Genomic DNA, 22,961 nt, shown 5'->3' on the forward strand with positions numbered 1-22,961 from the left:
GCCGCGAAAAGGAGGCCAGATGCGACGTTTCAACACCGGATCATTCGGGGTCGATCAGGGCAGCCGCGTGCTTTTCTCGGATTTTGCCGATGGCGGTGTGATGTGGACGGGGCAGGGGCCGCGTGAAAGCCGGTTCATCGTCACCTTCAAGGAGCCGTTCCTTGATCCGCCCGTGGTCTCGCTGGGCGTGTCGATGTGGGATATGGACCACAAGCACAATTCCCGCGCGGACCTGACGGCCGAGAACGTGACAGAGACCGGATTTCACATCGTCTTTCGCACCTGGGGTGATACGCGCGTGGCACGGGTGCGGGCCGACTGGATGGCCATTGGTCCGGTGCAGGACGAAGATAACTGGCAGCTTTACTGAAAGGCCGCCCGGTGGGGCGGCCTTTCGGTCTGTCTCAGCCGCGCTGGTAAAGCCCCTCGTAGATCGGGACCAGCGTTTCGGTTTCAAACAGCGACGACACGCTGGTGCCATGCCAGATATTGAGGATTGCCTGCGCGAACATCGGCGCTGTCGGCACGATGCGGATATTGGGGCAGTTCTTCACCGCTTCGGTCGGTTCGATGGAATCGGTGATGACCAGCGATTTCATGACCGAATTCTGCACCCGTTCGACGGCGGGGCCGGACAGCACGCCATGGGTGATGTAGCTGTGGACCTCGGTCGCGCCGTTCTCCAGCAGCACCTCGGCGGCCTTGCACAGCGTTCCGGCGGTATCGCAGATGTCGTCGACGATGATGCACTTGCGGCCCTTCACGTCGCCGATCACGGTCATCCCGGCGACCTCACCCGCCTTTTCCCGCCGCTTGTCCACGATCGACAGCGGCGCATTGATGCGCTTGGCCAGTTCGCGCGCCCGCGCCACGCCGCCCACGTCGGGCGAGACGATCATCAGATCGTCCATCTGGCCCTTGAAATGGTGCTCGATATCCAGCGCGAAGATCGGGCTGGCATAAAGGTTGTCGACCGGAATGTCGAAGAAGCCCTGGATCTGCGCCGCATGCAGGTCCAGCGTCAGAATACGGTCGATCCCCGCTTCGGTCAGCAGGTTGGCCACCAGCTTGGCGCTGATGGGGGTGCGGGCCTTGGCGCGGCGGTCCTGGCGGGCATAGCCGAAGTAGGGGATCACAGCGGTGATGCGGTCGGCGGAGGAGCGGCGCAGCGCATCGGCGATGATCAGCAGCTCCATCAGATTGTCATTGGCCGGGCGCGAGGTCGGCTGGATGATATACATATCCTCGCCGCGCACATTCTCGAACACCTCGACGAAAACTTCGCCGTCATTGAAGCGTTCAACCCGTGCATCCACCAGCCCGACCTGCATTCCGCGGTGCATCGACATGCGCCGCGCGATGGATTTCGCAAGCGCGCGGTTGGCATTTCCGGCGATCAGCTTGGGTTCGGTGGTGGCAGCCATGGGAGGGGTCCTGTAAAGAGCGGCGGATTCGCGACCGTCCGGTAGCGTTGACACCGCTTACCACCGGGTTACGGTCGGCGCAAATCTTCACGCCCTCGGGGAGGCCGCCATGCCGCATATCGACTATTACTTTGCCGCCGTATCGCCCTTCGTCTACCTGGCGGGGCAGCGGCTTGAAGAGATTGGCGCGCGACATGGTGCCTCGATCAGCTACAAGCCGCTGGACCCGGCGGGGCTGTTCGCGCGGACCGGCGGGCAGCCGCTGGCGCAGCGGCATGAAAGCCGCCGTGCCTATCGCTTGCAGGAGTTGCGCCGCCAGTCGCGCAAACATGGGCTGATGCTGAACGAACAACCGCTGTTCTGGCCGGTCAACCCGGCGCCCTCGGGCTATGCGATCATCGCGGCGCAGGCGGCGGGGGGCGGCGATCTGGGGGCACTGACGCATGGGCTGGCCCGTGCCTGCTGGGCGGAGAACCGTGACATTGCCGATGATGCGGTCATCGCCTCGGTCATGGAACAGGCGGGTTTCGACCCGGCTGTGGCGCAGCGCGGTATGCTGGCGGCGGCGGAAACCTATGCCGTCAACCTGGAAGAGGCGGTATCGCGCGGCGTGTTCGGCGTGCCCTTCTATCTGGTGGATGGCGAAGGCTTCTGGGGGCAGGATCATCTGCAAGACCTTGATCTGCATCTGTCGGGCAAGCTCTGATGCCGGAGACCATCGCAGGCCATCCGACGGCCTATCGGCACTGGGGGCAGGGCGGGCGCCCGACCCTGGCGCTGCATTGCTCGCTGGCCCATGCGGGGGCGTGGTCGGGTGTGGCGACCGGGTTGCCTGAGCTTTCGCTGACTGCTCCGGATCTGCCGGGCCATGGCCGCAGCGCCGACTTGCCGCCAGGGGGGGATCTGCATGGCCTTGCCACGGCGATTGCCGCCGAACTGGCAGAGCGTGCGGATGGCCCGGTCGATCTGTTCGGGCATAGTTTCGGGGCGACCGTGGCGCTGCGTCTGACGGTGGAACGACCCGATCTGGTCCGCCGTCTGGTGCTGATCGAGCCGGTGCTGTTCGCCATCGTGCGCGGCACGCCGGAGTTTGACGACTTCGCGCGGGTCTATATGGCGGTTGACGCGCAGATGGATGGCGATCCTTTCGCCGCTGCCGCATTGTTCCACAAACACTGGGGTGTCGGCGATTTCGCCAGCCTGCCGGAAATGCAGCGCCGCTACATGGCGGATCGCATGCCGCTGGTGCGGGCACAGAATCCTGTGCTGCTGGAGGACCGTCCGGGTCTGACAGCGCCGGGGCGGCTGGAGGCGATCAACGTGCCGGTTCTGCTGTTGGAAGGGGCGGAAAGCCCGGCTGTGATCGGAGCGATCCATGGCGCGCTGGCAGCACGCATTCCGGGCGCGCGGCGGGTCTCGGTGCCGGGAGCTGCGCATATGGTGCCGATCACCCATTCTGCCGCTGTGGTCGCGGCGATCCGGGGCTAGATCAGCGCAAGAAAACGATCCACATCCGCCTCGGTCGTGGCCCAGCTTGTCACCAGACGGGCGCCCTCCTGCCCCTCGGGCGCGGGCATGTCATAGAACATCGCCCCGCCCGCGCGCAGCCGGGCCGAGGTTCCCTTGGGCCAGAGCGGGAACAGGATATTGGCCTCGACCGGGTGGCGCAGTGCGACGCCGCGCGCCACCAGCCCATCGGCCAGCCGGGCGCCCATGGCATTGGCCTGCACGGCCCATTCGAGCCAGCGCCGCCCTTCCAGCATCGCTGCCATCTGCGCCGCCAGATAGCGGCCTTTCGACAGCAGATGCCCGCCGCGCTTGCGGCGCAGCTCAAATTCCCAGGCGCGGGCGGGGTCGAAGATCACCACCGCCTCTACCCCCATAAGCCCGTTCTTGGTGCCGCCGAAGGACAGCGCATCGACCCCGGCGCGCCATGTCAGATCGGCGGGGCTGGCGCCTGTGGCCACAACCGCATTGGCAAAGCGCGCGCCATCGAGATGAACCGGCATCCCGGCGTCGCGCGCCATTCCGGCCAGTTGCGCGGTCTGCGCGGCGGAGTAAACAGTGCCCGCCTCTGTCACATTGGTCAGCGACAGCGCACCGCGCTGGCTGTTGTGGACGCTCGCCCCTGTGGCACCCAACGCCTGCACCAGTGCCTCGGGCGCGATGCGGCCATGTGCGCCCGCGCAATGCACCAGCTTCGCGCCATGGGTGAAAAACTCGGGCGCGCCGCATTCATCCTCGGCGATATGGGCCTGCGGATGACACAGCACCGTGCCCCAGGGCGGGCAAAGGCAGGCCAGCGCCAGCGCATTGGCCGCCGTGCCGGTAGCAACAAGGAATACCCGCGCTTCGGGCGCTTCCAGCATCTCGCGCAGCCGCGCCTCTACCGCCAGTGACAGGTCTTCAGCGCCGTAGCCCTTGGTATATCCGGTGTTCGCCCTGGTCAGCGCGGCCAGAACCTCGGGCGGCACCCCGGCGGCATTGTCAGAGGTGAAATACATCGGGCGGCCTCCGCTGGCAGGGTCAGGGCGTTTCGTCGATGACGTAATCGTCCCAGTCTTCTTCGGGAACTTCAAATTCCGGTACCGTCCAGCCGCGCACGCTGGCCCCAGCCTCGTGCACCGATTCCGGGTTGCCAGTCAGTAGCGGGTGCCAGTCGGGCAGCGGCTTGCCTTCATAGAGCAGGCGGTAGGCGCAGGTTCGGGGCATCCAGTAGGCGATATTCGGCAGCGTTGCGGGTGTCAGCTGCACGCAATCGGGCACGAATTGCTTGCGGATCGGATATTGCGTGCAGCGGCAGGACTCGCCGTCCAGCAGGCGACAGGCGATGCGGGTGAATTCCACCTCGCCGGTGTCTTCATATTCGATCTTGTTCAGACAGCACTTGCCGCAGCCGTCGCACAGCGCTTCCCATTCCTCGGGGCGCATCCGGTCCAGCGGCACGGTTTCCCAGAAGCGCGGGCGCATCATGCCCCCGCCAGAATGTCGCGCGCGCGGGCGCAATCGGTGTTCATCTGGTCGATGAGCGCGGGCAGGCCGTCGAACTTCATCTCCGGTCGCAGATAATCGACCAGCGCGACGGAAATGTGCTGTCCGTAAAGATCGCCCTTGAAATCAAAGATATAGGTTTCAAGGTTCGGGGTGTTCTCCCCGAACATCGGCCGCACGCCAAGGCTTGCCGCGCCACCATAGCTGCCAGCCTGCGGCCCGGTCAGCACATCGACCTTCACCGCATAGACGCCAAGCTTTGGCAGATGCAGGCCCGCCACGCTCATGTTCGCGGTGGGAAAGCCCAGTTCGCGGCCGCGCTTTTCGCCATGCAACACTTCGCCGTCGATCCGGTGCAAGTGACCCAGCATGTCGGCGGCATCGCGCGGGCGGCCTTCGGCCAAGGCGGTGCGGATGGCGGTGGAGGAGACTTCCTGCGCACCGATCTTCAGCAGCGGTGCGACGGTGACGCCAAAGCCCAGCCGCGCGCCCTCTGCCTTCAGATCCGCGACCGTACCGCTGCGACCTTTGCCAAAACAGAAATCAGCGCCAACGGTGACATGGGTGGCACCCAGACCGCGCGCCAGCACCTCTTCGGCGAATTCCGCCGGGGTGAAGGCCGCCATGGTGCCGTTGAACGGCAGTTCATAAAGATGGGCTACGCCCAGCTTGGCCAGCCGGTTGGCCCGCGCCTCGGCATTCATCAGCCGGAAGGGCGGGGCGGTGGGGGCGAAAAACTCGCGCGGGTGAGGCTCGAAAGTCAGCACGCCCAGCGGTCCGTGCGCAGCCGCCGCCTCGATCACCGAGCGGTGCCCCAGATGCACGCCATCGAAATTGCCCATGGCAATCGACGCGCCGCGATCCTGCGGTGCCAGCCCCTGCCAGTGCCTGACTATCTTCATGCGACCCCGTGGCGAGGGCCGTCCTGCCCTCAGTCGAACTTGCGGCTTGGCGCCAGAACCAGCGCCTCGCCCTTCAGCACCACGGTATTACCCACGGCGCAATGGGTTTCAAGGGTCACACGGCGCTTCGCGTGGTCAATGGCCGTCACCTTGACTTCGGCATAGACGGTATCGCCGGGGCGCACGGGCGCCATGAACTTCAGCGACTGGCCCAGATAAACCGTACCATGACCGGGAAGCTGTTCGCCGATCACCGCCGAAATCAGCCCGGCGGTCAGCATCCCGTGAGCAATCCGGCCTTCAAAGATGGTGTCCTGCGCATAGGCATCGTCCAGATGCACCGGGTTCCTGTCGGTCGAGACCTCGGCGAAGAGTTCGATATCCCGGTCGGTCACGGTTTTCCGCAGATGGCGGCTCATGCCGATTTCGATGTCTTCAATGCAGATCGTCCCGCGGGGCATGTTGTCGAGCATCCTGCGAATCCTCCGGTTCCTGAGCTGCAACGTAGCATATGCTGCGTCGCAGCGCAATTGCGCGGGTAATTATTTGGCGCAGGTGCGACAAAAGTGGTAATAATGTTGCTGCGCTGTCAGGCCAGGTGCGGCATGGCATAGGTAGGTGACAGCTCCTCCGCCTCCAGCCAGCTTTCCAGCAAAGCCTTGTCAGGATTGGCGGAATCCGCGCCGAACCGATCTGCCACAATCCCGCCGGTGATGAACAGCGTGTCGATCCCTTCGTTCTGGCCACCCAGAATATCGGTCCAGGGTCCGTCGCCAATGCACAGGATGTCGTCATTGGACAGGGGTTCGGCGGTTTCAGCCATTTTCCGGCGGGCGAGATCGTAGATCGGCGGATGCGGCTTGCCGAAATACAGCGCGGTGCCGCCGCGTTCCTCGTAATCCTTTGCCAGCGCCCCGGCGCAATAGACCCGCTTGTCGCCCATATCGACCACGATATCGGGGTTGGCGCAGAGCATGGTCAGCCCGCGCGCCTTCCCCAGCGCCAGTTCGGTCCGGTAGTCTTCAGGCGTCTCGGTCAGATCGTCGCGCAGGCCGGTGCAGACGATGCCCTCGGCCTCGGCCATCGGCACAAAGGTGATAGGGTCATTGCCCTGCAATTCGGGCGGCAGGTCGGTGAAGAAGGGCATGTCCTTTTCCGCGCCAAGGAAGGCCACGCGGCGCCCGACCGCGCCGCTGACCAGCGCCTGCTGAGCGGCATCACCCGAGGAGACGATCATATCATAGCAGTCACGCGGTGCCCCGATCCGGTCAAGCTGTGCCGCGACCGAGCCGAAAGGGCGCGGTGCATTTGTCATCAGGACGACGAAGCCACCGCTTGCACGGAACTGTTGCAAGGCGGCGACGGCGGTGGGGAAGGGGGTCTTGCCATTGTGCAGGCAGCCCCAGAGATCGCAGAACACCGCACGGTAACGGCCGGAAATTTCGGAAAGCGAGGCGATCATCTGGGTCATGGCAGGCCTTTCAGGGGCGGATCGGGCGCAGTCTGGCGCAGGGGTCCGACAGCTTTGTGACAGCAGGGGCGGAACGGCGACGGGCCGGGGAGGGTTCCCCGGCCCGGTCGTGAATCGGCAGGTGATCAGAGCGTCAGCGACGGGATGATCTGCTTCTTGCGGCTCATGATGCCCGGCAGCACCACGCTGTCACCGGACACAGCGCAGCCAAACGAGGCTTCGGCCAGTTGTTTCACCAGATCGTTCGGCACCAGCAGCGTCGCTTCTTCCTTCAGGATGTCGATGATGAACAGCAGTACCTGATCGGCGCCATCTTCCTGCGCGACGGCAGGCATCGAGGCCATCAGACTGTCCTTGCGGTCCAGCAGGATCTTCGGCGCGGTGGTTTCCAGCACGCTGACGCGCAGTTCCTTGCCGGCGACATTGTATTCTTTCGAATCCATCCGCAGCAGTTCGGCATCCGAGAAGGCAGAGACATCGGATTTCGCTTCGAACATGGCGGCGGCGAATTCGGGGATCGAGACACCCAGATCTGCGGCCAGCGCCTCAGCCACCTTACGGTCATGGTCGGTGGTGGTCGGGCTGCGGAATTCCAGCGTGTCCGACAGGATGCAGGACAGCATGGCACCCTTGATGCCGCGCGGCGCGCGCGCCACGTCGGCGCCCATCAGATCGTAGAGGATGGTCGAGGTGCAGGCCAGGGGCCGCATGGTAATGTCGATCGGCGTCTTGGTCTTGATGCCGCCGACCAGCATGTGATGGTCGATGATGCCAAGGATCTTCGCCTCGTTCACCGAGGGCGGCAGTTCGGCGGGGTTGTTGGTGTCGACGATCACCACTTCTTCGCTCGCCGCCACATCGGTGATGATCGCGGGTTTCGGCAGATCCCAGTGCCGGAGCACGAAGGCCGCCTCGGTATTGGGTTCTCCCAGCAGCACGGCCTCGGCCGGGGTGCCTTTCACCTCGGTCAGATACCAGGCCCAGGCGATGGGCGAGCCGGTGGAATCGGTGTCGGGGGATTTGTGGCCGAAGACCTTGATCATGAATCTAACCCGTGGATGGAATGGTTTCGCGCGCCTTATAGGGAAGGAAAGCGCGCTTGTCACGGGAGGCCGGGGGTGGGGTGACAGCTTGCCGCCGATGGGTCACTCGTCGCGGTCCTGCGGATAAAGCCGCGTGCCGGGGAAGGGCGGCAGCCAGCTTTCGCGGCGGATGGTCCAAAGCTCATAGCCGGGCACGAACTGGTCGGGGGCATCCAGCGTGCCCAGATGCACCTCTACCTCGGCCCCCGTGCGCGAAAATACCGGCGAACCGCAGGTCGGGCAGAAGAACCGCCCGGCAAAGCTGTGCGCCGTGCCGGTCACGGTGATCGCCGTTTCGGGAAAGATCGCCGAGGCATGAAACAGCGCCCCATGATGCTTGCGGCAGTCAAGACAATGACAAACCCCCACCCGCAACGGCCGCCCCCGCGCCTCGATCCGCAAGGCCCCGCAAAGGCATCCGCCGGTGATGGAGGGCATGAGGTTGGCTCCGTTTGGTTGGAAGGGGGCAGGTTTGTGTTGGCTGTCAGCCTGCAGTGTCGCAGCATACTACATTGGGCGATAGGCCGAAAGATTGACGATGCATAATGGACAAAAACGTAGTCCGGCATTAAAAGGGGAAGGGCGTGCCACGAGTTTTTATTATGTTGAAAAATAAGTTGCGGATTGCAATACTGTATGCGGTATCCTTCTCGGTAAATCCTCTGTTCGCTGATGAGGTCAAACTTTCAAAATATGCAATCGAGGCTTTGAGGCAGGCAGGAGAGATACCTGATGTATTCTCACCGAAAGATTTGCCCGGTCTTATTGCGGCCTTTGCGGAGCGCAACAATATTCCTGTTCGCAGGGAAGCAATACACAGAGTTTTGGTGGGCAGGGCCGCGCACAGATCTCTTCCTGGGTCCCCGAGGGTCATTGATGATGCGTTGCAGGAAATTGGCAAGTATGATCCTCAAGCGCGAGGATATAATTTCGATAGCTGGTGGGTCTACAAAAGCTTTGAGGGTCGAATGGCTGTTTGTGGCAGCTACGAAGATGTGAGAGGCGTGCAATTTATTCGATTGCGGGTTCATTTTTTTAGTGAATCTGAGTGGAAATTTGAAAGAGGTCTCGAAACGGGAGATCGGGCCGCGGGTATGTGTCTTTTCGCGGTTAGTGATTTGAAGTAAGGGAAATGCGCTAATATGGTGATTTAGCAAATCTGACTGTCTGATAAAGTTTCAGACTTTAATATCACTAACTTTAATGCTGAAACCTCATAGCATTCTAACCACGACTGACGTCAACATAGCTATCTCAACGTTCGTATGAGGGTATTAACCCTCCGACGGCAGCACGATCCGCTCCACCGTCCAGCCCTGTTCGGTCAGCAGGTTCAAAACGCCGGTCTTGCCCGCCAGATGCAGGGCACCGAAGGCCGCGAAGGTGGGGCCGGTCGCGGTGGCGTCCTCGATCACAGGGATCCACGCCTTGTTGCGGCGGGTCATCAGGATGTCTTCCATCCGGGCAAACTCCGCCTCGGCCTTTTCCGGCGTGTAGCCGGGGGCATCGTGGCTCGACAGCCGCATGTATTCCCAGATGCGGCGGGTGTCGCCGGCGAAATAGCCGTCGGCCATGGTCGTGGCGAAATCGGCGATCTGCGGCTCCATCTGAAGCGTGGCGCGCAGCATGTCGATCTGTTCCTCCATCGACAATTCGTCGAAGATGGCGAACAGCGTGGTGTAGGGTTCCAGCGCCCGCACCGGCACCCCGGTTTCTGCCGCCTGTTCCATCACCAGATGATCCAGCCCGCGGCCCGCCTGCGCCTCGGCCATGTCGCAGGGCGCGATGCCCAGCATGGTCGCCAGATACCAGGGGCGCATCTTGGCGGCCATGAAGGCGGGAATCTTGCGCGCCTCCAGTGCTGCGGCAACACCGGCCCATTCCTCGGGGCCAAAGCGTTCCAGCAGGCTTGGCCCCTCGGTCAGGAACAGCAACCCCGGATTGCTGGCAATCTCGTGCTTCAGCGCACGCTCCTCCTCTGGCCCTGCCTCGACCAGCAGGGTATCGATCCCGGCCAGTAGTGGCGTCACCTCGGCCAGGGTGGCGGCGTGCCGGGCATCGGGCATGTGATAGGTGCCCAGCAGATAGATCTGACGGTCGCCTTTGGTGGCCTGCCACAGATTGCCCTGCGCATAGGGCTGCGCCGCTGTCGCATCGGCCAGTTCCGCCGATTCGGCGGCGGGCAGGTCGGCCAGCAGGTTCTGCCCGGCACAGCGGGCGACCGCATCCTGGGGCAGGGCGAAAAGGGCCAGCGCAAGCGCGGCGGAGCGGAACAGGGAAAGCTTCAACATATGCGCAGCCTTGCACAGGGGGCCGGTCTCGGGAAGGCAGCGCGGGGTAAAATTTTTCGTCGAAAATTTCGGATGCAGGCGTTGACAGCCCGGCGGACCATGCCTAACTCTCGCGGCGTTGGCACTCGCTGACGGTGAGTGCTAACCGGATTTCTAACTGGAACCTAGGGAGTGTATCCAGATGGCTTTCAAACCGCTTCATGACCGTGTTCTGGTCAAGCGCGTCCAGAGCGACGAAAAGACCAAGGGCGGTCTGATCATCCCCGACAGCGCCAAGGAAAAGCCCGCAGAGGGTGAAGTCGTCTCCTGCGGCGAAGGCGCCCGCAAGGATTCGGGCGAGCTGATCCCCATGACGGTGAAGGCGGGCGACCGCATCCTGTTCGGCAAATGGTCGGGCACCGAAGTGACGCTGGAAGGCGAAGAGCTTCTGATCATGAAGGAAAGCGACATCCTCGGCGTCATCGCCTGAGGTCGGTCTTCCTGATCCGGGGGCCGGTGACGGACCCCACTTTCTGAAATTCAAGACAACTGGAGCAAGCACATGGCTGCCAAGGACGTCAAGTTCGATACCGATGCCCGCGACCGCATGCTGCGCGGCGTGAACATCCTCGCCGATGCCGTGAAAGTGACCCTCGGCCCGAAAGGCCGCAACGTGGTCATCGAAAAGTCGTTCGGTGCCCCGCGCATCACCAAGGACGGCGTTTCCGTCGCCAAGGAAATCGAACTTCAGGACAAGTTCGAGAACATGGGCGCGCAGATGGTGAAAGAAGTCGCCTCGCGCACCAATGACGAGGCCGGCGACGGCACCACCACCGCGACCGTGCTGGCGCAGGCCATCATCAAGGAAGGCCTGAAGGCTGTCGCCGCGGGCATGAACCCGATGGACCTGAAGCGTGGCATCGACATGGCCACCACCAAGGTCGTCGAGACCATCAAGGGCGCCGCGCGTCCGGTGAAGGACTCGGACGAAGTCGCTCAGGTCGGCACCATTTCGGCCAACGGCGAAGCCCAGATCGGCCGCTTCATCGCTGACGCGATGCAGAAGGTCGGCAACGAGGGTGTGATCACCGTCGAAGAAAACAAGGGCATGGACACCGAAGTCGAAGTCGTCGAAGGCATGCAGTTCGACCGCGGCTACCTGTCCCCCTACTTCGTCACCAATCCCGACAAGATGGTCGCGGAACTGGAAGACGCACTGATCCTGCTGCACGAGAAGAAACTCTCGTCGCTGCAACCGATGGTCCCGCTGCTGGAAGCGGTGATCCAGTCGCAAAAGCCGCTGATCATCGTGGCTGAAGACGTGGAAGGCGAGGCTCTGGCCACGCTCGTCGTGAACAAGCTGCGTGGCGGCCTGAAAATCGCTGCCGTGAAGGCTCCGGGCTTCGGCGACCGTCGCAAGGCCATGCTGCAAGACATCGCCATCCTGACCGGCGGTCAGGTGATCTCCGACGATCTGGGCATGAAGCTCGAAAATGTCACCATCGACATGCTCGGCCGCGCCAAGAAAGTCTCGATCAGCAAGGACAACACCACTATCGTTGATGGCGCCGGTGACAAGTCCGAGATCGAAGCCCGCGTGGCCCAGATCCGCACCCAGATCGAGGAAACCACCTCGGACTACGACCGTGAGAAGCTGCAAGAGCGCGTGGCCAAACTGGCTGGCGGCGTTGCGGTGATCCGCGTCGGCGGTGCGACCGAAGTCGAAGTGAAAGAGCGCAAGGACCGCGTGGATGACGCGCTGAACGCGACTCGTGCCGCCGTTCAGGAAGGCATCGTTGTCGGCGGTGGCGTGGCGCTGGTTCAGGCTGGCAAATCGCTGGACGGCCTCACCGGCCAGAACAGCGACCAGAACGCCGGTATCGCCATCGTGAAGCGCGCTCTGGAAGCGCCGCTGCGTCAGATCGCCGAAAACGCCGGTGTCGACGGCGCCGTGGTGGCTGGCAAGGTTCGCGAATCGAGCGACAAGAACTTCGGCTTCAACGCTCAGACCGAAGAATATGGTGACATGTTCACCTTCGGCGTGATCGACCCGGCCAAAGTGACCCGCACCGCGCTGGAAGATGCGGCTTCGGTCGCGTCGCTGCTGATCACCACCGAAGCCATGATCGCTGACAAGCCCGCCGACAAGTCGGCACCGGCAATGCCGGGCGGCATGGGCGGCATGGACGGTATGATGTAATCTGCCGGACCATCGGTTCGGGGAAGGGCGCCCTTTGGGGGCGCCCTTTTCTATTCCGGCACCGAAACGCTGCCTGTCCCGCCTGCGCCGCACCCTTCGCTGCGGGAGGAAAGACCGCTGCCGCGCCGAACATCCCTTGCAGGCGGCGCCGCCGCGCGCGTAGCGTGGCGCCATGCGGCTCTTCTGGTTGACCCTGCTCACACTCTGCGCCTTCGCGGCGAACTCACTCCTGAACCGGGCAGCACTGGCCGCTGGCGGCGCCGATCCCCTTGCCTTCGCCGCGATCCGGGTTGCGGCAGGGGCCGCGACGCTTCTGGCGCTGGTGCAGGTGCGGGGCAAGCGGCTGCCCGCATTGCGCCCGGTGCCGGTGCTGGCGCTGGCCGCTTATATGCTGGGCTTCTCGCTGTCCTATCTGGAACTTGCGGCGGGAACCGGCGCACTGATCCTGTTCGGCGGCGTGCAGATCACCATGTTCGCAGGTGCGCTCCTGTCAGGAGAGAAGGTGCCGCCCAGGCGCAGCCTCGGTGCCGCGCTGGCCTTTGCCGGGCTGGTCTGGCTGATGTTGCCCTCGGCTGGCGCGGTGCCGTCCTTCCGCGCCGCAGCCCTGATGCTCGTCGCCGCGCTGGGGTGGGGGATTTATTCGCTGGCCGGGCGTCGCGTGGCTGATCCGCTGGCCTCAACCGCCGCGAATTTCCTCTGGTGCCTGCCATTGGCCGCGTTGCCGTTGATCTGGCCCGGCGCCACGCTGCCGAATGCGCAGGGCTGGCTGCTGGCACTTGTTTCAGGCGCGGTCACCTCCGGCCTCGGCTATGCCCTCTGGTACGCACTGGTGCTCCAACTTGGCGCAGGACGCGCGGCGGTGGCGCAGATGGCGGTTCCCGTGATCACCCTGCTGGGAGGCGTCGCACTTCTGGGCGAGGTTCCGGGCCTCCCCGCACTGGCGGCCTCGGCCATCGTGATGGCGGGCGTCGCCCTCGCCACCCTGCCACGCCGCTGAGGCTTTTGCTTCTTGCCCAAATACTCAAGCCGCCGGTGCCGCCATTCCGGTGCCGGGCGCAGGCGCGCGTTCACCGCAGGCCATGGCAATGCCGGAGGAGGGGGCTCGATGCCCCTGAGACCGGCGCCGCTTAGCCCTTGATCCGGTTCACATGGCCCATCTTGCGGCCCGGCCGTGCCTCGGCCTTGCCATAGAGATGCAGCGCCGCGTTGCGTTCCCCCGCGATCTGCGGCACCCGCAGCACGTCATCGCCGATCAGGTTCTCCATCACCACATCGGCGTAGCGGTTGCCATCGCCCAGCGGCCAGCCAGCCACCGCGCGGATATGCTGCTCGAACTGGTCGACCGCGCAGCCATTCTGCGTCCAGTGGCCCGAGTTATGGACCCGCGGTGCGATCTCGTTCACCAGCAGGCCCTGCGGTGTCACGAACAGTTCCACCCCCATCACGCCGACATAGTCCAGTGCGTTGAGGATACGGGCCGCGATCAGCACCGCGTCGGCGCGCTGCGCGGCACTCAGCCGGGCGGGCACGGTCGTGGTGTGCAGGATGCCATCGCGATGGACATTCTCGCCCGGATCATAGCAGGCCACCGCCCCGTCGAGGCCGCGCGCGGCAATCACCGAAACCTCGTGGCTGAAGTTGACGAACCCCTCCAGCACCGCCGCAGCGCCACCCATGGCGGCAAAGGCCGCCTCGGTATCCTCCGCCGTGCGGAGCCGCGCCTGGCCCTTGCCGTCATAGCCCAGCCGCGTGGTCTTGAGGATTGCCGGTGCGCCGATCCGCCCCAGCGCGGCGTGCAGATCATCCAGGCTGTCCACCGCCCCATAGGGCGCGACGCTGAGGCCGAGGCCGGTCAGAAAATCCTTTTCCGCAATCCGGTCCTGGCTGACGGCCAGCGCCCGGCGGTTCGGGCGGATCGGTTTCGCCGCCTCCAGCAGATCCAGCGCGGCGGTGGGGATGTTCTCGAATTCATAGGTGATGACATCGACGGAGGCCGCAAAGGCCGCCAGCGCCGCTGCGTCGTCATAGCCCGCCGTCGTCACCCGGTCCGCCACATGGGCGGCGGGCGGATTGGCGGCGGGTTCGAACACATGGCTGCGGAACCCCAGCCGCGCTGCCGCGACGGAAAGCATCCGGCCAAGCTGGCCACCGCCCAGAATGCCGATGGTGGCGCCTTGCGGAAGGGAAGAGGTCATGCGGTCACCTGCCCCTGACAACCCGAGGCGCGGCCCCCGGACGGGGTTATTCGTCGGCGGGTTCGTCGGGAATGGAGGCGGAAAGCGCGTCGCGCCATGCGTCCAGTCGCGCGGCCAGTGCCGGGTCGTTCAGCGCGAGGATGCCCGCTGCCATCAGCCCGGCATTGGCGGCCCCGGCCGCGCCGATCGCCATGGTCGCCACCGGAAAGCCCCTGGGCATCTGGACGATGGAATAAAGGCTGTCCACGCCCGACAGCGCGCGGGTCTGCACGGGCACGCCGATCACCGGCACGCGGGTTTTCGACGCCATCATGCCCGGCAGATGCGCCGCGCCACCGGCGCCCGCGATGATGACCTTCAGCCCGCGCTCTGCGGCGGTCTTGCCATAGCTCCAAAGCCGGTCGGGGGTGCGATGGGCCGAGACGATCTTTGCCTCATAAGGGATGCCCAGCTCGTCCAGAATCGCCGCTGCCTCGCGCATCGTCGGCCAGTCGGACTGGCTGCCCATGATGATTCCGACTTCGGTCGCCATCAGCTTCCCCCTTGGTTTGCAGGGGCTTTAGCGTGCGGCGTGCCAAGGGGCAAGCACCGAAGCCGGGCTCAGGCGATGATGTCGGGGATCAGCTGATCCTCGATCTTCACGATCTGATCCTTCAGCGCCAGTTTCTGCTTCTTCAGCCGCCGCAGGGTCAGCTGATCGGGGCGGCCCGTCGCCTCCAGCGCGGCAATCGCCTCATCGAGATCGCGGTGCTCACGCCGCAGCACCTCAAGCTTGATGCGCAGCATCTCGTCGAGGTTGAGTTCCATCGAGGCGTTCATGGCAATCCTGGCGTCGCTCTGGTTTGAGTCGTGGGCTTCGGGTTTGAGAAGTATAGTCTTTTTCCTGCTCGAGGGGAAGAAAACTGCGCGAACCGATCCGGGCGCGCGGGCTTGCGCCGGGGGCGGTGGCGCCCCATATTCAGGTCTGGGCCGGATGCCTGACAGGGGCCGGCGCGATATGTCGCTTCATTCAAGGGCAAGTCGATGACCAAGATCAGTTTCGGATCGCATCCCTATCTTCTGGGCTTCGAACAGCTTGAACGGCTGGTCGAACGCACCGCCAAGGGGTCAGGCGAGGGCTATCCGCCGTTCAATATCGAGGCGGTGTCGGAAAACGCCTATCGCATCACGCTGGCCGTTGCCGGTTTCCGCGAGGATGAGCTCGCCATTACCGTCGAGGACCGCCAGCTCGTCATTCGCGGACGCCAGGCCGAGGATGAGGGGGACCGCGTGTTCCTGCACCGGGGCATCGCCAGCCGGGCCTTCCAGCGCAGTTTCGTGCTGGCAGATGGGGTTGAAGTTTCGGGCGCCCATATGGAACACGGCCTGCTGCATGTCGATCTGCGCCGTGTCGTGCCCGAGGCGGTCGTGCAAACCATCCCGATCCGCACCTCCCGCAGCGCCGCCGAGGCGCCGGTGAAGCGGATCGAGGCGAAGTGAAGGAGACGGGTCATGGATGCGAAAGTTGATCTTTTCCCGGAAACCGCAGATCGCATCGTCTATGTGCGTCCGGTTGCCGTGGCGGAACTGCCAGAGGAAATCCGCAATCAGGCAGGAGGGATTGAGACCCTCTATGCGGTGCATCGCCCGGATGGCGAAAGACTGGCCCTTGTGCGTGACCGGGCACTGGCTTTCGCCCTAGCGCGGCAGAACGATCTGGCCCCCGTCAGCGCGCATTGACCGCTGTGCGCAAGACCTGGCGCCGGTGCCGGATGGGGCGCGGCGGAGTTGAGTATTTTTGCAAGAAGCAAAACAGGAAGGGGCGGCGGCCGGGCCGCCCCTGTGTCGTTTCAGTGTCCCGCAAGCCAGCGTTCGGCGTCCAGCGCGGCCATGCAGCCCATGCCTGCGCTGGTGACGGCCTGGCGATAAACGTGATCGGTCAGGTCGCCCGCCGCGAAGACACCGGGGATCGAGGTGCGGGTCGAGCCGGGTTCGACCTTCACATAGCCGCCGTTGTGCAGCTCCAGCTGATCCTTGACGAGTTCCGAAGCCGGGGCGTGCCCGATGGCGACGAAGAAGCCTGCGCAGGGCACATCGGTGGTTTCACCCGTCTGCACATTCCGCGCGCGGACGGCAGTGACGCCCAGCGGGGCTTCGGTGCCCAGAACCTCGGTCACCTCGTGATGCCACAGGAGTTCGACCTTGGGGTTCTTGAACAGGCGGTCTTGCAGGATCTTTTCGGCCCGCAGGGAGTCGCGCCGGTGGATCAGCGTTACCTTGCTGGCGAAATTGGTCAGGAACAGCGCCTCTTCCACAGCGGTATTGCCGCCACCGATCACCACGACCTCTTTCCCGCGATAGAAGAAGCCGTCGCAGGTGGCACAGGCCGAGACGCCGAAGCCCTTGAATTTCTCCTCGCTGGGCAGGCCCAGCCATTTGGCCTGCGCGCCGGTCGCCAGGATCACAGCATCGGCGGTGAAGGTGGTGCCGCTGTCGGCATGGGCCACGAAGGGGCGTTTGGACAGGTCAAGCGTCGCGATATAGTCGCTGACGATGTCGGCCCCCATGGCGCGGGCGTGGGATTCCATGCGGACCATCAGATCGGGGCCCTGGACCTCGGTATCGCCGGGCCAGTTCTCGACCTCGGTGGTGATGGTGAGTTGTCCGCCGGGCTGAAGGCCCTGGACCAGAACCGGCTCCAGCATGGCGCGCGCGGCATAAACGGCGGCGGTATATCCTGCCGGGCCGGAACCGATGATGAGGAGGCGGGTATGCCGGGAGTCGCTCATGGAAACCTCGTTGAAAGCGTTCCCCCCATATAAGTGCGCCATGCCGGGGTGGCAAACCCGCAGGGCCAGAGGCGTGGATCGAATTTCAGTGATGTGGCGAAATAATATTGCGTCTGAGGCTGCAAAATCCTAATGTCCGCGCAAAACGTCGGACCACATGCCACGATGGCCCGCGCAGCAAGGATATCTGTACATGGCCGGCTCCAAACTGGACCCAATCGACCGTCACATTCTGGCCGAACTTCAGGCCGACGGGCGGATGACCAATGTCGAGTTGGCCAAGCGCGTGGGCATATCGGCGCCGCCCTGTCTGCGCCGGGTGCGGACGCTGGAGGAATCGGGCTACATCAAGGGCTATCATGCCGATGTAGATGCGCGCGAACTGGGGTTCGAGGTGCAGGTTTTTGCCATGGTGCGGCTGCAAAGCCAGGCCGAGGCGGATCTGAGCGCCTTCGAGGCGCGCTGTCGTGCCTGGCCGCTCGTGCGTGAATGCCACATGCTGAACGGCGAGATCGACTTCATCCTGAAATGCGTCGCACCGGATCTGTCGACGTTTCAGAGTTTCCTGACGGCCGAACTGACCGCCGCTGACAATGTGGCCAGCGTGAAGACCAGCCTTGTCATCCGCTGTGCGAAGGACGAGCCGGGCCTGCCGTTCGACGTTCTGGAAGCACGTCTGAGCAAGAGCGCCTGAAGCCGGGGCATGTGTTGTTCCGGGGGGAGGCCTTGGTCGCCCCAACCGGAGCATCCGACCGCACTTTGAGGATTGGCCGGATGTTCCAGCCGACAGGTGGCAGCTGAAACACTCAGGCGGCCCCTGATGCTGCGCAGAGGTTCGCAGCGGGGCCGCCCGTACTGAGCTACACAACCTGTTGCGGATGGCTGGGAGCCGAATTGGGGCAAGGACTTACCCGCCACCATCCGTTCTCGAGGACTGAGGCAAAGGTGGCTGAATTCTGGCGTCTTGTCAAAGTTCCAGCGCTTTTGTGGCGGCTTCGGCAAAGGTTGTGAAGAGGCACACGGGATTGTTTCGCAATCTCGCCGCAAACGGGGAGGCATCGGGCAGATCTTTCCCCTTGAAGCGGATATCCCGCCCGAATCACCCAAAACGAAAGGCCGCACCCGACAGGGCGCGGCCTTTTCGATCTGAGAGGGGTTTACGGCCGGAACGCGTGGTTCAGCGCGCGGCCTGAGCCCGCGGGGCCGGGGTGGTCGCTTTCACCGCGGCGGGTTTGCGACGGGCGCCGCGCTGCCACGGCATCGCGGGTTGCGCGGTTTCCGAAGCGGCGATCACCGATTTCAGCCAGCGACGTTCTTTCTTCATGTGCAGCTCCTGCATCCTGCATGTGCCCGAACCTGTGGGCCTTTGATGCTGCGAAGATGCCGTAAATTTGCGGCGGGCTTGCGGGAGGATTGTGGCATTTTCTCTGATTGGCCGCGCCGGGCCAGCGGAGAGATTGTGGGGAATTTTGTTATTTTCCGTATCCCGGAAACAGCCAATACCGACTGTTTCACAAATTGCGGCAAATCGCGGGCCGTTCTGCCGCAATCACAACCGGATACAGGAGATCAGCCGCCCGTAATCTGCCTCGTCGCGGTGGGTCGTGCGGCGGTAGGAGTAGAATCGCTCGGCGTCGCTGTAGGTACAGTGTCGCGTCCATTCGGCCTCGCCCACGCCCGCCGCGCGCAGGCGCCACAGCGCATAGCCCGGCAGATCGAACAGGGCGCGGTCGCCCTTGCCATTGGCGAAGAAACGGGCGGTCTCGCGATCATCGTCGATGAAGCTTTCGACGAATTCGGGGCCAACCTCATAGGCCGCCTGGCTGATGGTCGGTCCGATTACGGCGCGGATGCGTGTGCGGCTCGCTCCCAGGGCCTCCATCGCGTCCAGCGTCGCCTCCAGCACGCCGTCTTTCGTGCCACGCCAGCCCGCATGGGCCGCCCCGATGACCTGGGCCTCCGGGTCGGCAAACAGCACCGGCTGGCAATCGGCGGTCAGCACGCCCAGCACCAGCCCCGGCTGGCGGGTCACCATTGCATCGGCGCGTGGCAGCGGCCCCTCATGGGGGCCGGTGACCGTGATCACATCCGGCGAATGCACCTGATGGACACTGACCAGCGCCTCGGGTTCGGCGCCCATGGCCTGCGCCACGCGGCAGCGGTTGATCGCAACCGCCTCGGCCAGATCAGAGGAGCCGTTGCCGCAGTTCAGGCCTGCGAAGATACCGGAGGAAGCCCCACCTTTGCGGGTGAAAAAGCCGTGCCGGATGGGGGCGAGGGTCGGGGAGGTGATGATCTCGATCATGGCATGTCTCGGGGCGATTGCGGCGGAAAGCCCGGCGGCGGCGCGGTGCCGGGGCGGTGCAGGGCCAGCGCCTTGAACAGCGTTCCCATTTCTTCGGGGTGGGTCAAGCGCCGAGTTGCGGCGATATGGGCCTGAAGCGCCGTGCCGTCCAGCCTTTGCGCCAGCGTGGCCGCGCGTGCCTCGATCCCGAGCGCCACAAGCAGCGCGCCTTGCGTGGTATAGGCGGCGGGGCAGGCTGTGGCCTGCGCCAGCGCCGCGAAATCGACATGGGCGGTCAGGTCTGCGGCACCCGGATCGGCCAGCGGATCGGTGAAAGCATGGTTGCGCAGCGCCTGAAACGTGTCGCCTCGCGAGTGCCAGTCGCCATAGTCAAGGATCAACGCCACGCCGCCATGCCGCGTGATACGCTCTCCAAGCATTGACATCACCGGGATGGCGGCGGGGCAAATCTCCACCACCTCGCCGGGTGCTGTGTCGGCCAGACGGTGATCCAGCGCCGCAATCGGCAGGGCAGGGCCGCGCGCCAGTGCCAGCCGCCCGTCGCGCAGGGTGACCACGGTTTCCTCCCAGCCACCTGTTGCGCGGGTGAACTGGCGGATCGGCAGCGCATCGAAGAATTCGTTGGCCAGCAGGAACAGCGGCGTCTCCGGCAGATCGGCGGCGCTGTCCAGCCATGTGACCGGATGCGCGCCCTGCGTGACACGCTGGCGCGCGCGCAGAGCGGGTGAGGCCTCTACCAGTGTGACCTGTGCCGCCGCATGAAAGCCCGGCACCCGTGCGGTGGCGCGCAGAACATCGGCCATCAGCGTGCCTCTGCCAGGCCCAAGCTCGGCCAGTGTGAAGGGGCTGGGTGCGCCCAGGTCCAGCCAGCTTTGGGCGAGGCACAGGCCCAGCAATTCGCCAAACATCTGGCTGATCTCTGGCGCCGTGATGAAATCCCCCGCCTGCCCGAAGGGCTCGTGCGTGGTGTAATAGCCGTGCTCGGGGTGCAGCAGGCATTCGGCCATGTAATCGGCAAGCGTCATTGGCCCGGTCGCAGCGATGCGGGCGCGCAGGATCGGCTCAAGCGGGGTCATCGGCGGACCGGCGGGCTTTAACGATAAAGTAAGCTCCGGCGAGGATCATGGGCAGCGAAAGCAACTGACCGGCCGTCAGACCGTAACCCCCCAGATGGAGGTAAAGACCCAGAGGATTGTCAGCGGTGACGAATTGCGCATCGGGCTGGCGGACGAATTCCACCAGAAAGCGTGCAAGACCATAGCCCGCAATGAAGGTGCCTGCGATCAGGCCGGGGCGGCGAAACGCGCTGGCGGCGCGGAATGCCAGCCACAGCAGCAGCGCGCCAAGGATCAGACCCTCCATCCCTGCTTCGTAAAGCTGGCTGGGGTGGCGGACACAGGGCATCTCCAGCGTGGCGCAGGATTGTGCGGCCTCACCGGGAAAGGCCACGCCCCAGGGCAGGGTGGTCGGGCGGCCCCAAAGCTCGGCGTTGACGAAATTCGCCAGTCGCCCGAGCAGCAAGCCCGGCGGGGTGGCCAGCGCCAGCAGATCAGCGGTGGGCAACATCGGGATGCCTTCGCGCCGGCAGAACAGTGCCGCAGCGACGATGACGCCCAGAAATCCGCCGTGGAAGGACATGCCGCCTTCCCAGACCCGCAGGATCTGCGCGGGATGCTGGAGGTAGAAACCCGGCTGATAGAACAGCACATAACCCAGCCGCCCGCCCAGCACGACGCCAAGGATGATCCAGGTCAGCAGGCGGTCCAGCTGCTCTGCGGTCATCGGCGGGGAGACGGGCCAGAAACGCGGCGTGGCCAGCGCCCGTGTCACAAGCCGCCAGCCGATCAGCAGACCGGCGATATAGGCCAGCGCGTACCAGCGCAGCGCGAAGGTGACCCCGAACAGATCGACCGAGAATACCTCGGGTGACAGGTCGGGGAATGGAATGTAGCTCATACCGGCCTCCGTGACCCCGGCGCAGGCGGGGCCTTTCGCTTGTGTTGCGGGGCTGCGGCATTGTCAACCGCGCCCGCCCCGGCCCTTGATGCGCCGGGCGACAGGCCGCATATAGGGCCGAAGAACAGGAGTAGCCCGATGCAGACGCGCAGCAAGTTTCTGGACGACATGTCGCAGCTGATGACCAACGCCATGGGCGTGGCTCAGGGTGCGAAGACCGAGGCGGAGACGGCGATGAAAAGCCTGATGGATCGCTGGATGGCCGACCGTGATTTCGTCAGCCGCGAGGAATTTGACGCCGTGCGCGCCATGGCCCAGAAAGCCCGCGAGGAAAACGAGGCGCTTTCTGCCCGGATCGCGGCGCTGGAAGCGAAGCTGAAGTAAGCTGCGGTTTTCGGGGTTGCGAAGCGCCCCGTGCCGGTGTTAATCGGTCAGCAGAGCGGCGGGTATGGTGTAGTGGTAGCGCCTCAGCCTTCCAAGCTGATGGGGCGGGTTCGATTCCCGCTACCCGCTCCAGTTTTCCTAAAATATGATGATTTTCCGCGCCTTACGGGCCGCAGAAGTCTTACGCAGGACCATGCCGGATGGCCCTGCTTTCGCGTCAGAGATTGTCGGCCTGCGGCATGCCGAGAACGTGGAAGCCGCCATCGACCCGCACCACCTCGCCCGTGGTGAAGGCGCCGTAATCCGAACACAGCCAGACCGCCGTGCCGCCCACCGCCTCCAGCGTCGCATTCGACCGCAGCGGTGCGTTCTGTTCGGTGTGCCGGTAGGTCGCGCGGGCGCCCCCGATGGCCGCACCCGCCAGCGTCTTCATCGGGCCGGGCGAAATGGCGTTGACGCGGATCTTCTGCGGGCCAAGGTCATTCGCCAGATAGCGCGTGGCGCTTTCCAGCGCGGCCTTGGCCACGCCCATCACGTTATAATTCGGCGTGACGCGGTTCGACCCCTGGAAGGTCAGGGTGATCAGGCTGCCGCCTTCCGGCATCATTTCAGCCGCGCGCCGGCTGACGTCGATGAAGGAAAAGCACGAAATATCAAGCGAATGCTTGAAATTGCCGCGGCTGGTATTGATGAACCGGCCCGTCAGCTCGTTCTTATCAGAGAAGGCGATGGCATGGACGAGGAAATCCATCGTGCCCCAGCGATCCTTCAGCGCGCCGAAACAGGCCTCCAGACTTTCATCGTCGGTCACATCGACATCCACAAGAAAATCGCTGCCGACCGAGGCAGCCAGCGGTTCGACCCGCTTGCCGAAGGCCTCACCCTGATACGAAAACGCCAGTTCTGCGCCTTCATCGGCCAGCGCCTTCGCGATGCCCCAGGCAATAGAGCGTTCGTTCGCGACACCCATAACGAGGCCGCGTTTGCCTTTCATCAGTTCCGCCATGCCGGCT

29 protein-coding genes and 1 tRNA gene are annotated in these 22,961 nt (G+C 64.3%); 12 read left to right on the forward strand and 18 right to left on the reverse strand.

Features of this window, described 5'->3' with window-relative positions; all coding sequences use genetic code 11:
- The first annotated feature begins 19 nt into the window (after positions 1-19).
- The gene (locus AO684_RS05415; RefSeq protein ID WP_054301725.1) at positions 20-370 is read left to right on the forward strand and encodes an H-type lectin domain-containing protein; all 351 of its coding nucleotides are present in this window, start codon (positions 20-22) and stop codon (positions 368-370) included.
- A 34-nt stretch (positions 371-404) separates the two neighbouring features.
- Here the strand turns inward: AO684_RS05415 and AO684_RS05420 are convergent, their stop codons facing one another.
- Positions 405-1,424, reverse strand: coding sequence for a ribose-phosphate pyrophosphokinase (locus AO684_RS05420; protein WP_054301726.1), 1,020 nt, complete (start codon positions 1,422-1,424; stop codon positions 405-407).
- A gap of 109 nt (positions 1,425-1,533) precedes the next feature.
- Here AO684_RS05420 and AO684_RS05425 point away from each other — a divergent pair, with 109 nt between their 5' ends.
- Both AO684_RS05425 and AO684_RS05430 read left to right on the forward strand, forming a co-directional pair.
- Positions 1,534-2,130: a 2-hydroxychromene-2-carboxylate isomerase gene (locus tag AO684_RS05425; protein WP_054301727.1), complete on the forward strand. Its 597-nt coding sequence runs from the start codon at positions 1,534-1,536 to the stop codon at positions 2,128-2,130.
- Positions 2,130-2,912, forward strand: coding sequence for an alpha/beta fold hydrolase (locus AO684_RS05430; protein WP_054301728.1), 783 nt, complete (start codon positions 2,130-2,132; stop codon positions 2,910-2,912). Before AO684_RS05425 ends, AO684_RS05430 begins: the two co-directional genes overlap by 1 nt.
- Here the strand turns inward: AO684_RS05430 and AO684_RS05435 are convergent.
- The 7 genes from AO684_RS05435 to AO684_RS05465 all read right to left on the reverse strand — a co-directional run bounded on the left by AO684_RS05435 (position 2,909) and on the right by AO684_RS05465 (position 8,308).
- A complete protein-coding gene (locus AO684_RS05435; RefSeq protein ID WP_054301729.1) occupies positions 2,909-3,928 on the reverse strand; it encodes a low specificity L-threonine aldolase in 1,020 nt (339 codons plus the stop codon). The genes AO684_RS05430 and AO684_RS05435 overlap by 4 nt on opposite strands.
- A 22-nt stretch (positions 3,929-3,950) precedes the next feature.
- Entirely contained in the window at positions 3,951-4,394 is a 444-nt protein-coding gene (locus AO684_RS05440; protein ID WP_235451217.1) for a YcgN family cysteine cluster protein, read from the reverse strand.
- Positions 4,394-5,317: a bifunctional riboflavin kinase/FAD synthetase gene (locus AO684_RS05445; protein ID WP_054301731.1), complete on the reverse strand. Its 924-nt coding sequence runs from the start codon at positions 5,315-5,317 to the stop codon at positions 4,394-4,396. Before AO684_RS05445 ends, AO684_RS05440 begins: the two co-directional genes overlap by 1 nt.
- A gap of 29 nt (positions 5,318-5,346) precedes the next feature.
- Positions 5,347-5,790, reverse strand: a complete 444-nt coding sequence (locus AO684_RS05450; RefSeq protein ID WP_054301732.1) for a MaoC family dehydratase — start codon at positions 5,788-5,790, stop codon at positions 5,347-5,349.
- A gap of 116 nt (positions 5,791-5,906) precedes the next feature.
- Entirely contained in the window at positions 5,907-6,788 is an 882-nt protein-coding gene (locus tag AO684_RS05455; protein WP_054301733.1) for a TIGR01459 family HAD-type hydrolase, read from the reverse strand.
- Between the two features lie 125 nt (positions 6,789-6,913).
- Positions 6,914-7,831: a manganese-dependent inorganic pyrophosphatase gene (locus tag AO684_RS05460; protein ID WP_054301734.1), complete on the reverse strand. Its 918-nt coding sequence runs from the start codon at positions 7,829-7,831 to the stop codon at positions 6,914-6,916.
- A gap of 102 nt (positions 7,832-7,933) precedes the next feature.
- Positions 7,934-8,308: a GFA family protein gene (locus tag AO684_RS05465; RefSeq protein WP_054301735.1), complete on the reverse strand. Its 375-nt coding sequence runs from the start codon at positions 8,306-8,308 to the stop codon at positions 7,934-7,936.
- Between the two features lie 146 nt (positions 8,309-8,454).
- Between AO684_RS05465 and AO684_RS21530 the strand changes: the two genes are divergently transcribed.
- The gene (locus AO684_RS21530; RefSeq protein ID WP_152968356.1) at positions 8,455-8,997 is read left to right on the forward strand and encodes a hypothetical protein; all 543 of its coding nucleotides are present in this window, start codon (positions 8,455-8,457) and stop codon (positions 8,995-8,997) included.
- A 147-nt stretch (positions 8,998-9,144) separates the two neighbouring features.
- Here the strand turns inward: AO684_RS21530 and AO684_RS05470 are convergent, their stop codons facing one another.
- Complete coding sequence (locus AO684_RS05470) at positions 9,145-10,161, reverse strand: TraB/GumN family protein (protein WP_054301736.1); 1,017 nt, start codon at positions 10,159-10,161, stop codon at positions 9,145-9,147.
- 181 nt (positions 10,162-10,342) lie between these two features.
- Between AO684_RS05470 and AO684_RS05475 the strand changes: the two genes are divergently transcribed.
- From AO684_RS05475 to AO684_RS05485, 3 genes are all read left to right on the forward strand, one after another.
- Complete coding sequence (locus AO684_RS05475; protein WP_054301737.1) at positions 10,343-10,630, forward strand: co-chaperone GroES; 288 nt, start codon at positions 10,343-10,345, stop codon at positions 10,628-10,630.
- A 72-nt stretch (positions 10,631-10,702) separates the two neighbouring features.
- Positions 10,703-12,340 carry a chaperonin GroEL gene (gene groL / locus AO684_RS05480; RefSeq protein ID WP_054301738.1) on the forward strand — a complete coding sequence of 546 codons (1,638 nt, stop codon included), beginning with the start codon at positions 10,703-10,705 and terminating at the stop codon, positions 12,338-12,340.
- Positions 12,341-12,512: 172 nt separating this feature from the next.
- Complete coding sequence (locus tag AO684_RS05485; protein WP_054301739.1) at positions 12,513-13,337, forward strand: DMT family transporter; 825 nt, start codon at positions 12,513-12,515, stop codon at positions 13,335-13,337.
- Positions 13,338-13,467: 130 nt separating this feature from the next.
- Here the strand turns inward: AO684_RS05485 and AO684_RS05490 are convergent, their stop codons facing one another.
- From AO684_RS05490 to AO684_RS05500, 3 genes are all read right to left on the reverse strand, one after another.
- Positions 13,468-14,535, reverse strand: coding sequence for a 5-(carboxyamino)imidazole ribonucleotide synthase (locus AO684_RS05490; protein WP_054301740.1), 1,068 nt, complete (start codon positions 14,533-14,535; stop codon positions 13,468-13,470).
- A 46-nt stretch (positions 14,536-14,581) separates the two neighbouring features.
- Positions 14,582-15,067, reverse strand: coding sequence for a 5-(carboxyamino)imidazole ribonucleotide mutase (gene purE / locus AO684_RS05495; RefSeq protein WP_054301741.1), 486 nt, complete (start codon positions 15,065-15,067; stop codon positions 14,582-14,584).
- 68 nt (positions 15,068-15,135) lie between these two features.
- Positions 15,136-15,354, reverse strand: a complete 219-nt coding sequence (locus AO684_RS05500; RefSeq protein WP_054301742.1) for a YdcH family protein — start codon at positions 15,352-15,354, stop codon at positions 15,136-15,138.
- Positions 15,355-15,558: 204 nt separating this feature from the next.
- Between AO684_RS05500 and AO684_RS05505 the strand changes: the two genes are divergently transcribed.
- Complete coding sequence (locus AO684_RS05505; RefSeq protein ID WP_054301743.1) at positions 15,559-16,014, forward strand: Hsp20 family protein; 456 nt, start codon at positions 15,559-15,561, stop codon at positions 16,012-16,014.
- Positions 16,015-16,026: 12 nt separating this feature from the next.
- Entirely contained in the window at positions 16,027-16,254 is a 228-nt protein-coding gene (locus AO684_RS05510; RefSeq protein WP_054301744.1) for a DUF1150 family protein, read from the forward strand.
- A gap of 110 nt (positions 16,255-16,364) precedes the next feature.
- On the opposite strand, the gene trxB is transcribed toward AO684_RS05510, so the two are convergent.
- Positions 16,365-17,303 (reverse strand): thioredoxin-disulfide reductase, encoded by a 939-nt coding sequence (gene trxB, locus AO684_RS05515; protein ID WP_054301745.1) that lies wholly within the window; start codon positions 17,301-17,303, stop codon positions 16,365-16,367.
- A 193-nt stretch (positions 17,304-17,496) separates the two neighbouring features.
- Here trxB and AO684_RS05520 point away from each other — a divergent pair, with 193 nt between their 5' ends.
- Positions 17,497-17,997 (forward strand): Lrp/AsnC family transcriptional regulator, encoded by a 501-nt coding sequence (locus tag AO684_RS05520; protein ID WP_054301746.1) that lies wholly within the window; start codon positions 17,497-17,499, stop codon positions 17,995-17,997.
- Positions 17,998-18,480: 483 nt separating this feature from the next.
- Here the strand turns inward: AO684_RS05520 and AO684_RS21770 are convergent, their stop codons facing one another.
- The 4 genes from AO684_RS21770 to lgt form a co-directional block, all read right to left on the reverse strand.
- Positions 18,481-18,627 (reverse strand): hypothetical protein, encoded by a 147-nt coding sequence (locus AO684_RS21770; protein ID WP_161805989.1) that lies wholly within the window; start codon positions 18,625-18,627, stop codon positions 18,481-18,483.
- 225 nt (positions 18,628-18,852) lie between these two features.
- Positions 18,853-19,608: a peptidoglycan editing factor PgeF gene (gene pgeF, locus AO684_RS05525; RefSeq protein ID WP_054301747.1), complete on the reverse strand. Its 756-nt coding sequence runs from the start codon at positions 19,606-19,608 to the stop codon at positions 18,853-18,855.
- Positions 19,605-20,684: a class I SAM-dependent methyltransferase gene (locus tag AO684_RS05530; protein ID WP_054301748.1), complete on the reverse strand. Its 1,080-nt coding sequence runs from the start codon at positions 20,682-20,684 to the stop codon at positions 19,605-19,607. The genes pgeF and AO684_RS05530 overlap by 4 nt, the downstream gene beginning before the upstream one ends.
- Complete coding sequence (gene lgt / locus AO684_RS05535; protein WP_054301749.1) at positions 20,671-21,564, reverse strand: prolipoprotein diacylglyceryl transferase; 894 nt, start codon at positions 21,562-21,564, stop codon at positions 20,671-20,673. Before lgt ends, AO684_RS05530 begins: the two co-directional genes overlap by 14 nt.
- 138 nt (positions 21,565-21,702) lie before the next feature.
- On the opposite strand from lgt, the gene AO684_RS05540 reads away from it, so the two are divergent.
- On the forward strand, positions 21,703-21,948 hold the full coding sequence (locus AO684_RS05540; RefSeq protein WP_054301750.1) for an accessory factor UbiK family protein: 246 nt from the start codon (positions 21,703-21,705) through the stop codon (positions 21,946-21,948).
- A 58-nt stretch (positions 21,949-22,006) separates the two neighbouring features.
- Positions 22,007-22,080 (forward strand) — tRNA-Gly (locus AO684_RS05545).
- A gap of 85 nt (positions 22,081-22,165) precedes the next feature.
- Here AO684_RS05545 and AO684_RS05550 read toward each other — a convergent pair.
- Positions 22,166-22,954 (reverse strand): enoyl-ACP reductase, encoded by a 789-nt coding sequence (locus AO684_RS05550; RefSeq protein ID WP_054301751.1) that lies wholly within the window; start codon positions 22,952-22,954, stop codon positions 22,166-22,168.
- Positions 22,955-22,961: the final 7 nt, after the last annotated feature.

This window comes from Gemmobacter sp. LW-1 (assembly GCF_001303875.1).
In the GTDB taxonomy this organism is placed as follows: domain Bacteria; phylum Pseudomonadota; class Alphaproteobacteria; order Rhodobacterales; family Rhodobacteraceae; genus Gemmobacter; species Gemmobacter caeni.

Bases quoted from the DNA above. Each gene is read 5' to 3' on its own strand.
- AO684_RS05530 (WP_054301748.1), bottom strand. From the start codon at position 20,684: ATGACCCCGCTTGAGCCGATCCTGCGCGCCCGCATCGCTGCGACCGGG.
- AO684_RS05445 (WP_054301731.1), bottom strand. From the start codon at position 5,317: ATGAAGATAGTCAGGCACTGGCAGGGGCTGGCACCGCAGGATCGCGGC.
- AO684_RS05510 (WP_054301744.1), top strand. From the start codon at position 16,027: ATGGATGCGAAAGTTGATCTTTTCCCGGAAACCGCAGATCGCATCGTC.
- AO684_RS05540 (WP_054301750.1), top strand. From the start codon at position 21,703: ATGCAGACGCGCAGCAAGTTTCTGGACGACATGTCGCAGCTGATGACC.
- trxB (WP_054301745.1), bottom strand. From the start codon at position 17,303: ATGAGCGACTCCCGGCATACCCGCCTCCTCATCATCGGTTCCGGCCCG.
- AO684_RS05415 (WP_054301725.1), top strand. From the start codon at position 20: ATGCGACGTTTCAACACCGGATCATTCGGGGTCGATCAGGGCAGCCGC.
- pgeF (WP_054301747.1), bottom strand. From the start codon at position 19,608: ATGATCGAGATCATCACCTCCCCGACCCTCGCCCCCATCCGGCACGGC.
- purE (WP_054301741.1), bottom strand. From the start codon at position 15,067: ATGGCGACCGAAGTCGGAATCATCATGGGCAGCCAGTCCGACTGGCCG.
- AO684_RS05490 (WP_054301740.1), bottom strand. From the start codon at position 14,535: ATGACCTCTTCCCTTCCGCAAGGCGCCACCATCGGCATTCTGGGCGGT.
- AO684_RS05550 (WP_054301751.1), bottom strand. From the start codon at position 22,954: ATGGCGGAACTGATGAAAGGCAAACGCGGCCTCGTTATGGGTGTCGCG.
- AO684_RS05420 (WP_054301726.1), bottom strand. From the start codon at position 1,424: ATGGCTGCCACCACCGAACCCAAGCTGATCGCCGGAAATGCCAACCGC.
- AO684_RS21770 (WP_161805989.1), bottom strand. From the start codon at position 18,627: ATGAAGAAAGAACGTCGCTGGCTGAAATCGGTGATCGCCGCTTCGGAA.
- AO684_RS05460 (WP_054301734.1), bottom strand. From the start codon at position 7,831: ATGATCAAGGTCTTCGGCCACAAATCCCCCGACACCGATTCCACCGGC.
- AO684_RS05450 (WP_054301732.1), bottom strand. From the start codon at position 5,790: ATGCTCGACAACATGCCCCGCGGGACGATCTGCATTGAAGACATCGAA.
- AO684_RS05435 (WP_054301729.1), bottom strand. From the start codon at position 3,928: ATGTATTTCACCTCTGACAATGCCGCCGGGGTGCCGCCCGAGGTTCTG.
- AO684_RS05485 (WP_054301739.1), top strand. From the start codon at position 12,513: ATGCGGCTCTTCTGGTTGACCCTGCTCACACTCTGCGCCTTCGCGGCG.
- AO684_RS05475 (WP_054301737.1), top strand. From the start codon at position 10,343: ATGGCTTTCAAACCGCTTCATGACCGTGTTCTGGTCAAGCGCGTCCAG.
- AO684_RS05440 (WP_235451217.1), bottom strand. From the start codon at position 4,394: ATGCGCCCGCGCTTCTGGGAAACCGTGCCGCTGGACCGGATGCGCCCC.
- AO684_RS05505 (WP_054301743.1), top strand. From the start codon at position 15,559: ATGACCAAGATCAGTTTCGGATCGCATCCCTATCTTCTGGGCTTCGAA.
- AO684_RS05430 (WP_054301728.1), top strand. From the start codon at position 2,130: ATGCCGGAGACCATCGCAGGCCATCCGACGGCCTATCGGCACTGGGGG.
- groL (WP_054301738.1), top strand. From the start codon at position 10,703: ATGGCTGCCAAGGACGTCAAGTTCGATACCGATGCCCGCGACCGCATG.
- AO684_RS05455 (WP_054301733.1), bottom strand. From the start codon at position 6,788: ATGACCCAGATGATCGCCTCGCTTTCCGAAATTTCCGGCCGTTACCGT.
- AO684_RS05465 (WP_054301735.1), bottom strand. From the start codon at position 8,308: ATGCCCTCCATCACCGGCGGATGCCTTTGCGGGGCCTTGCGGATCGAG.
- lgt (WP_054301749.1), bottom strand. From the start codon at position 21,564: ATGAGCTACATTCCATTCCCCGACCTGTCACCCGAGGTATTCTCGGTC.
- AO684_RS05470 (WP_054301736.1), bottom strand. From the start codon at position 10,161: ATGTTGAAGCTTTCCCTGTTCCGCTCCGCCGCGCTTGCGCTGGCCCTT.
- AO684_RS05520 (WP_054301746.1), top strand. From the start codon at position 17,497: ATGGCCGGCTCCAAACTGGACCCAATCGACCGTCACATTCTGGCCGAA.
- AO684_RS05500 (WP_054301742.1), bottom strand. From the start codon at position 15,354: ATGAACGCCTCGATGGAACTCAACCTCGACGAGATGCTGCGCATCAAG.
- AO684_RS05425 (WP_054301727.1), top strand. From the start codon at position 1,534: ATGCCGCATATCGACTATTACTTTGCCGCCGTATCGCCCTTCGTCTAC.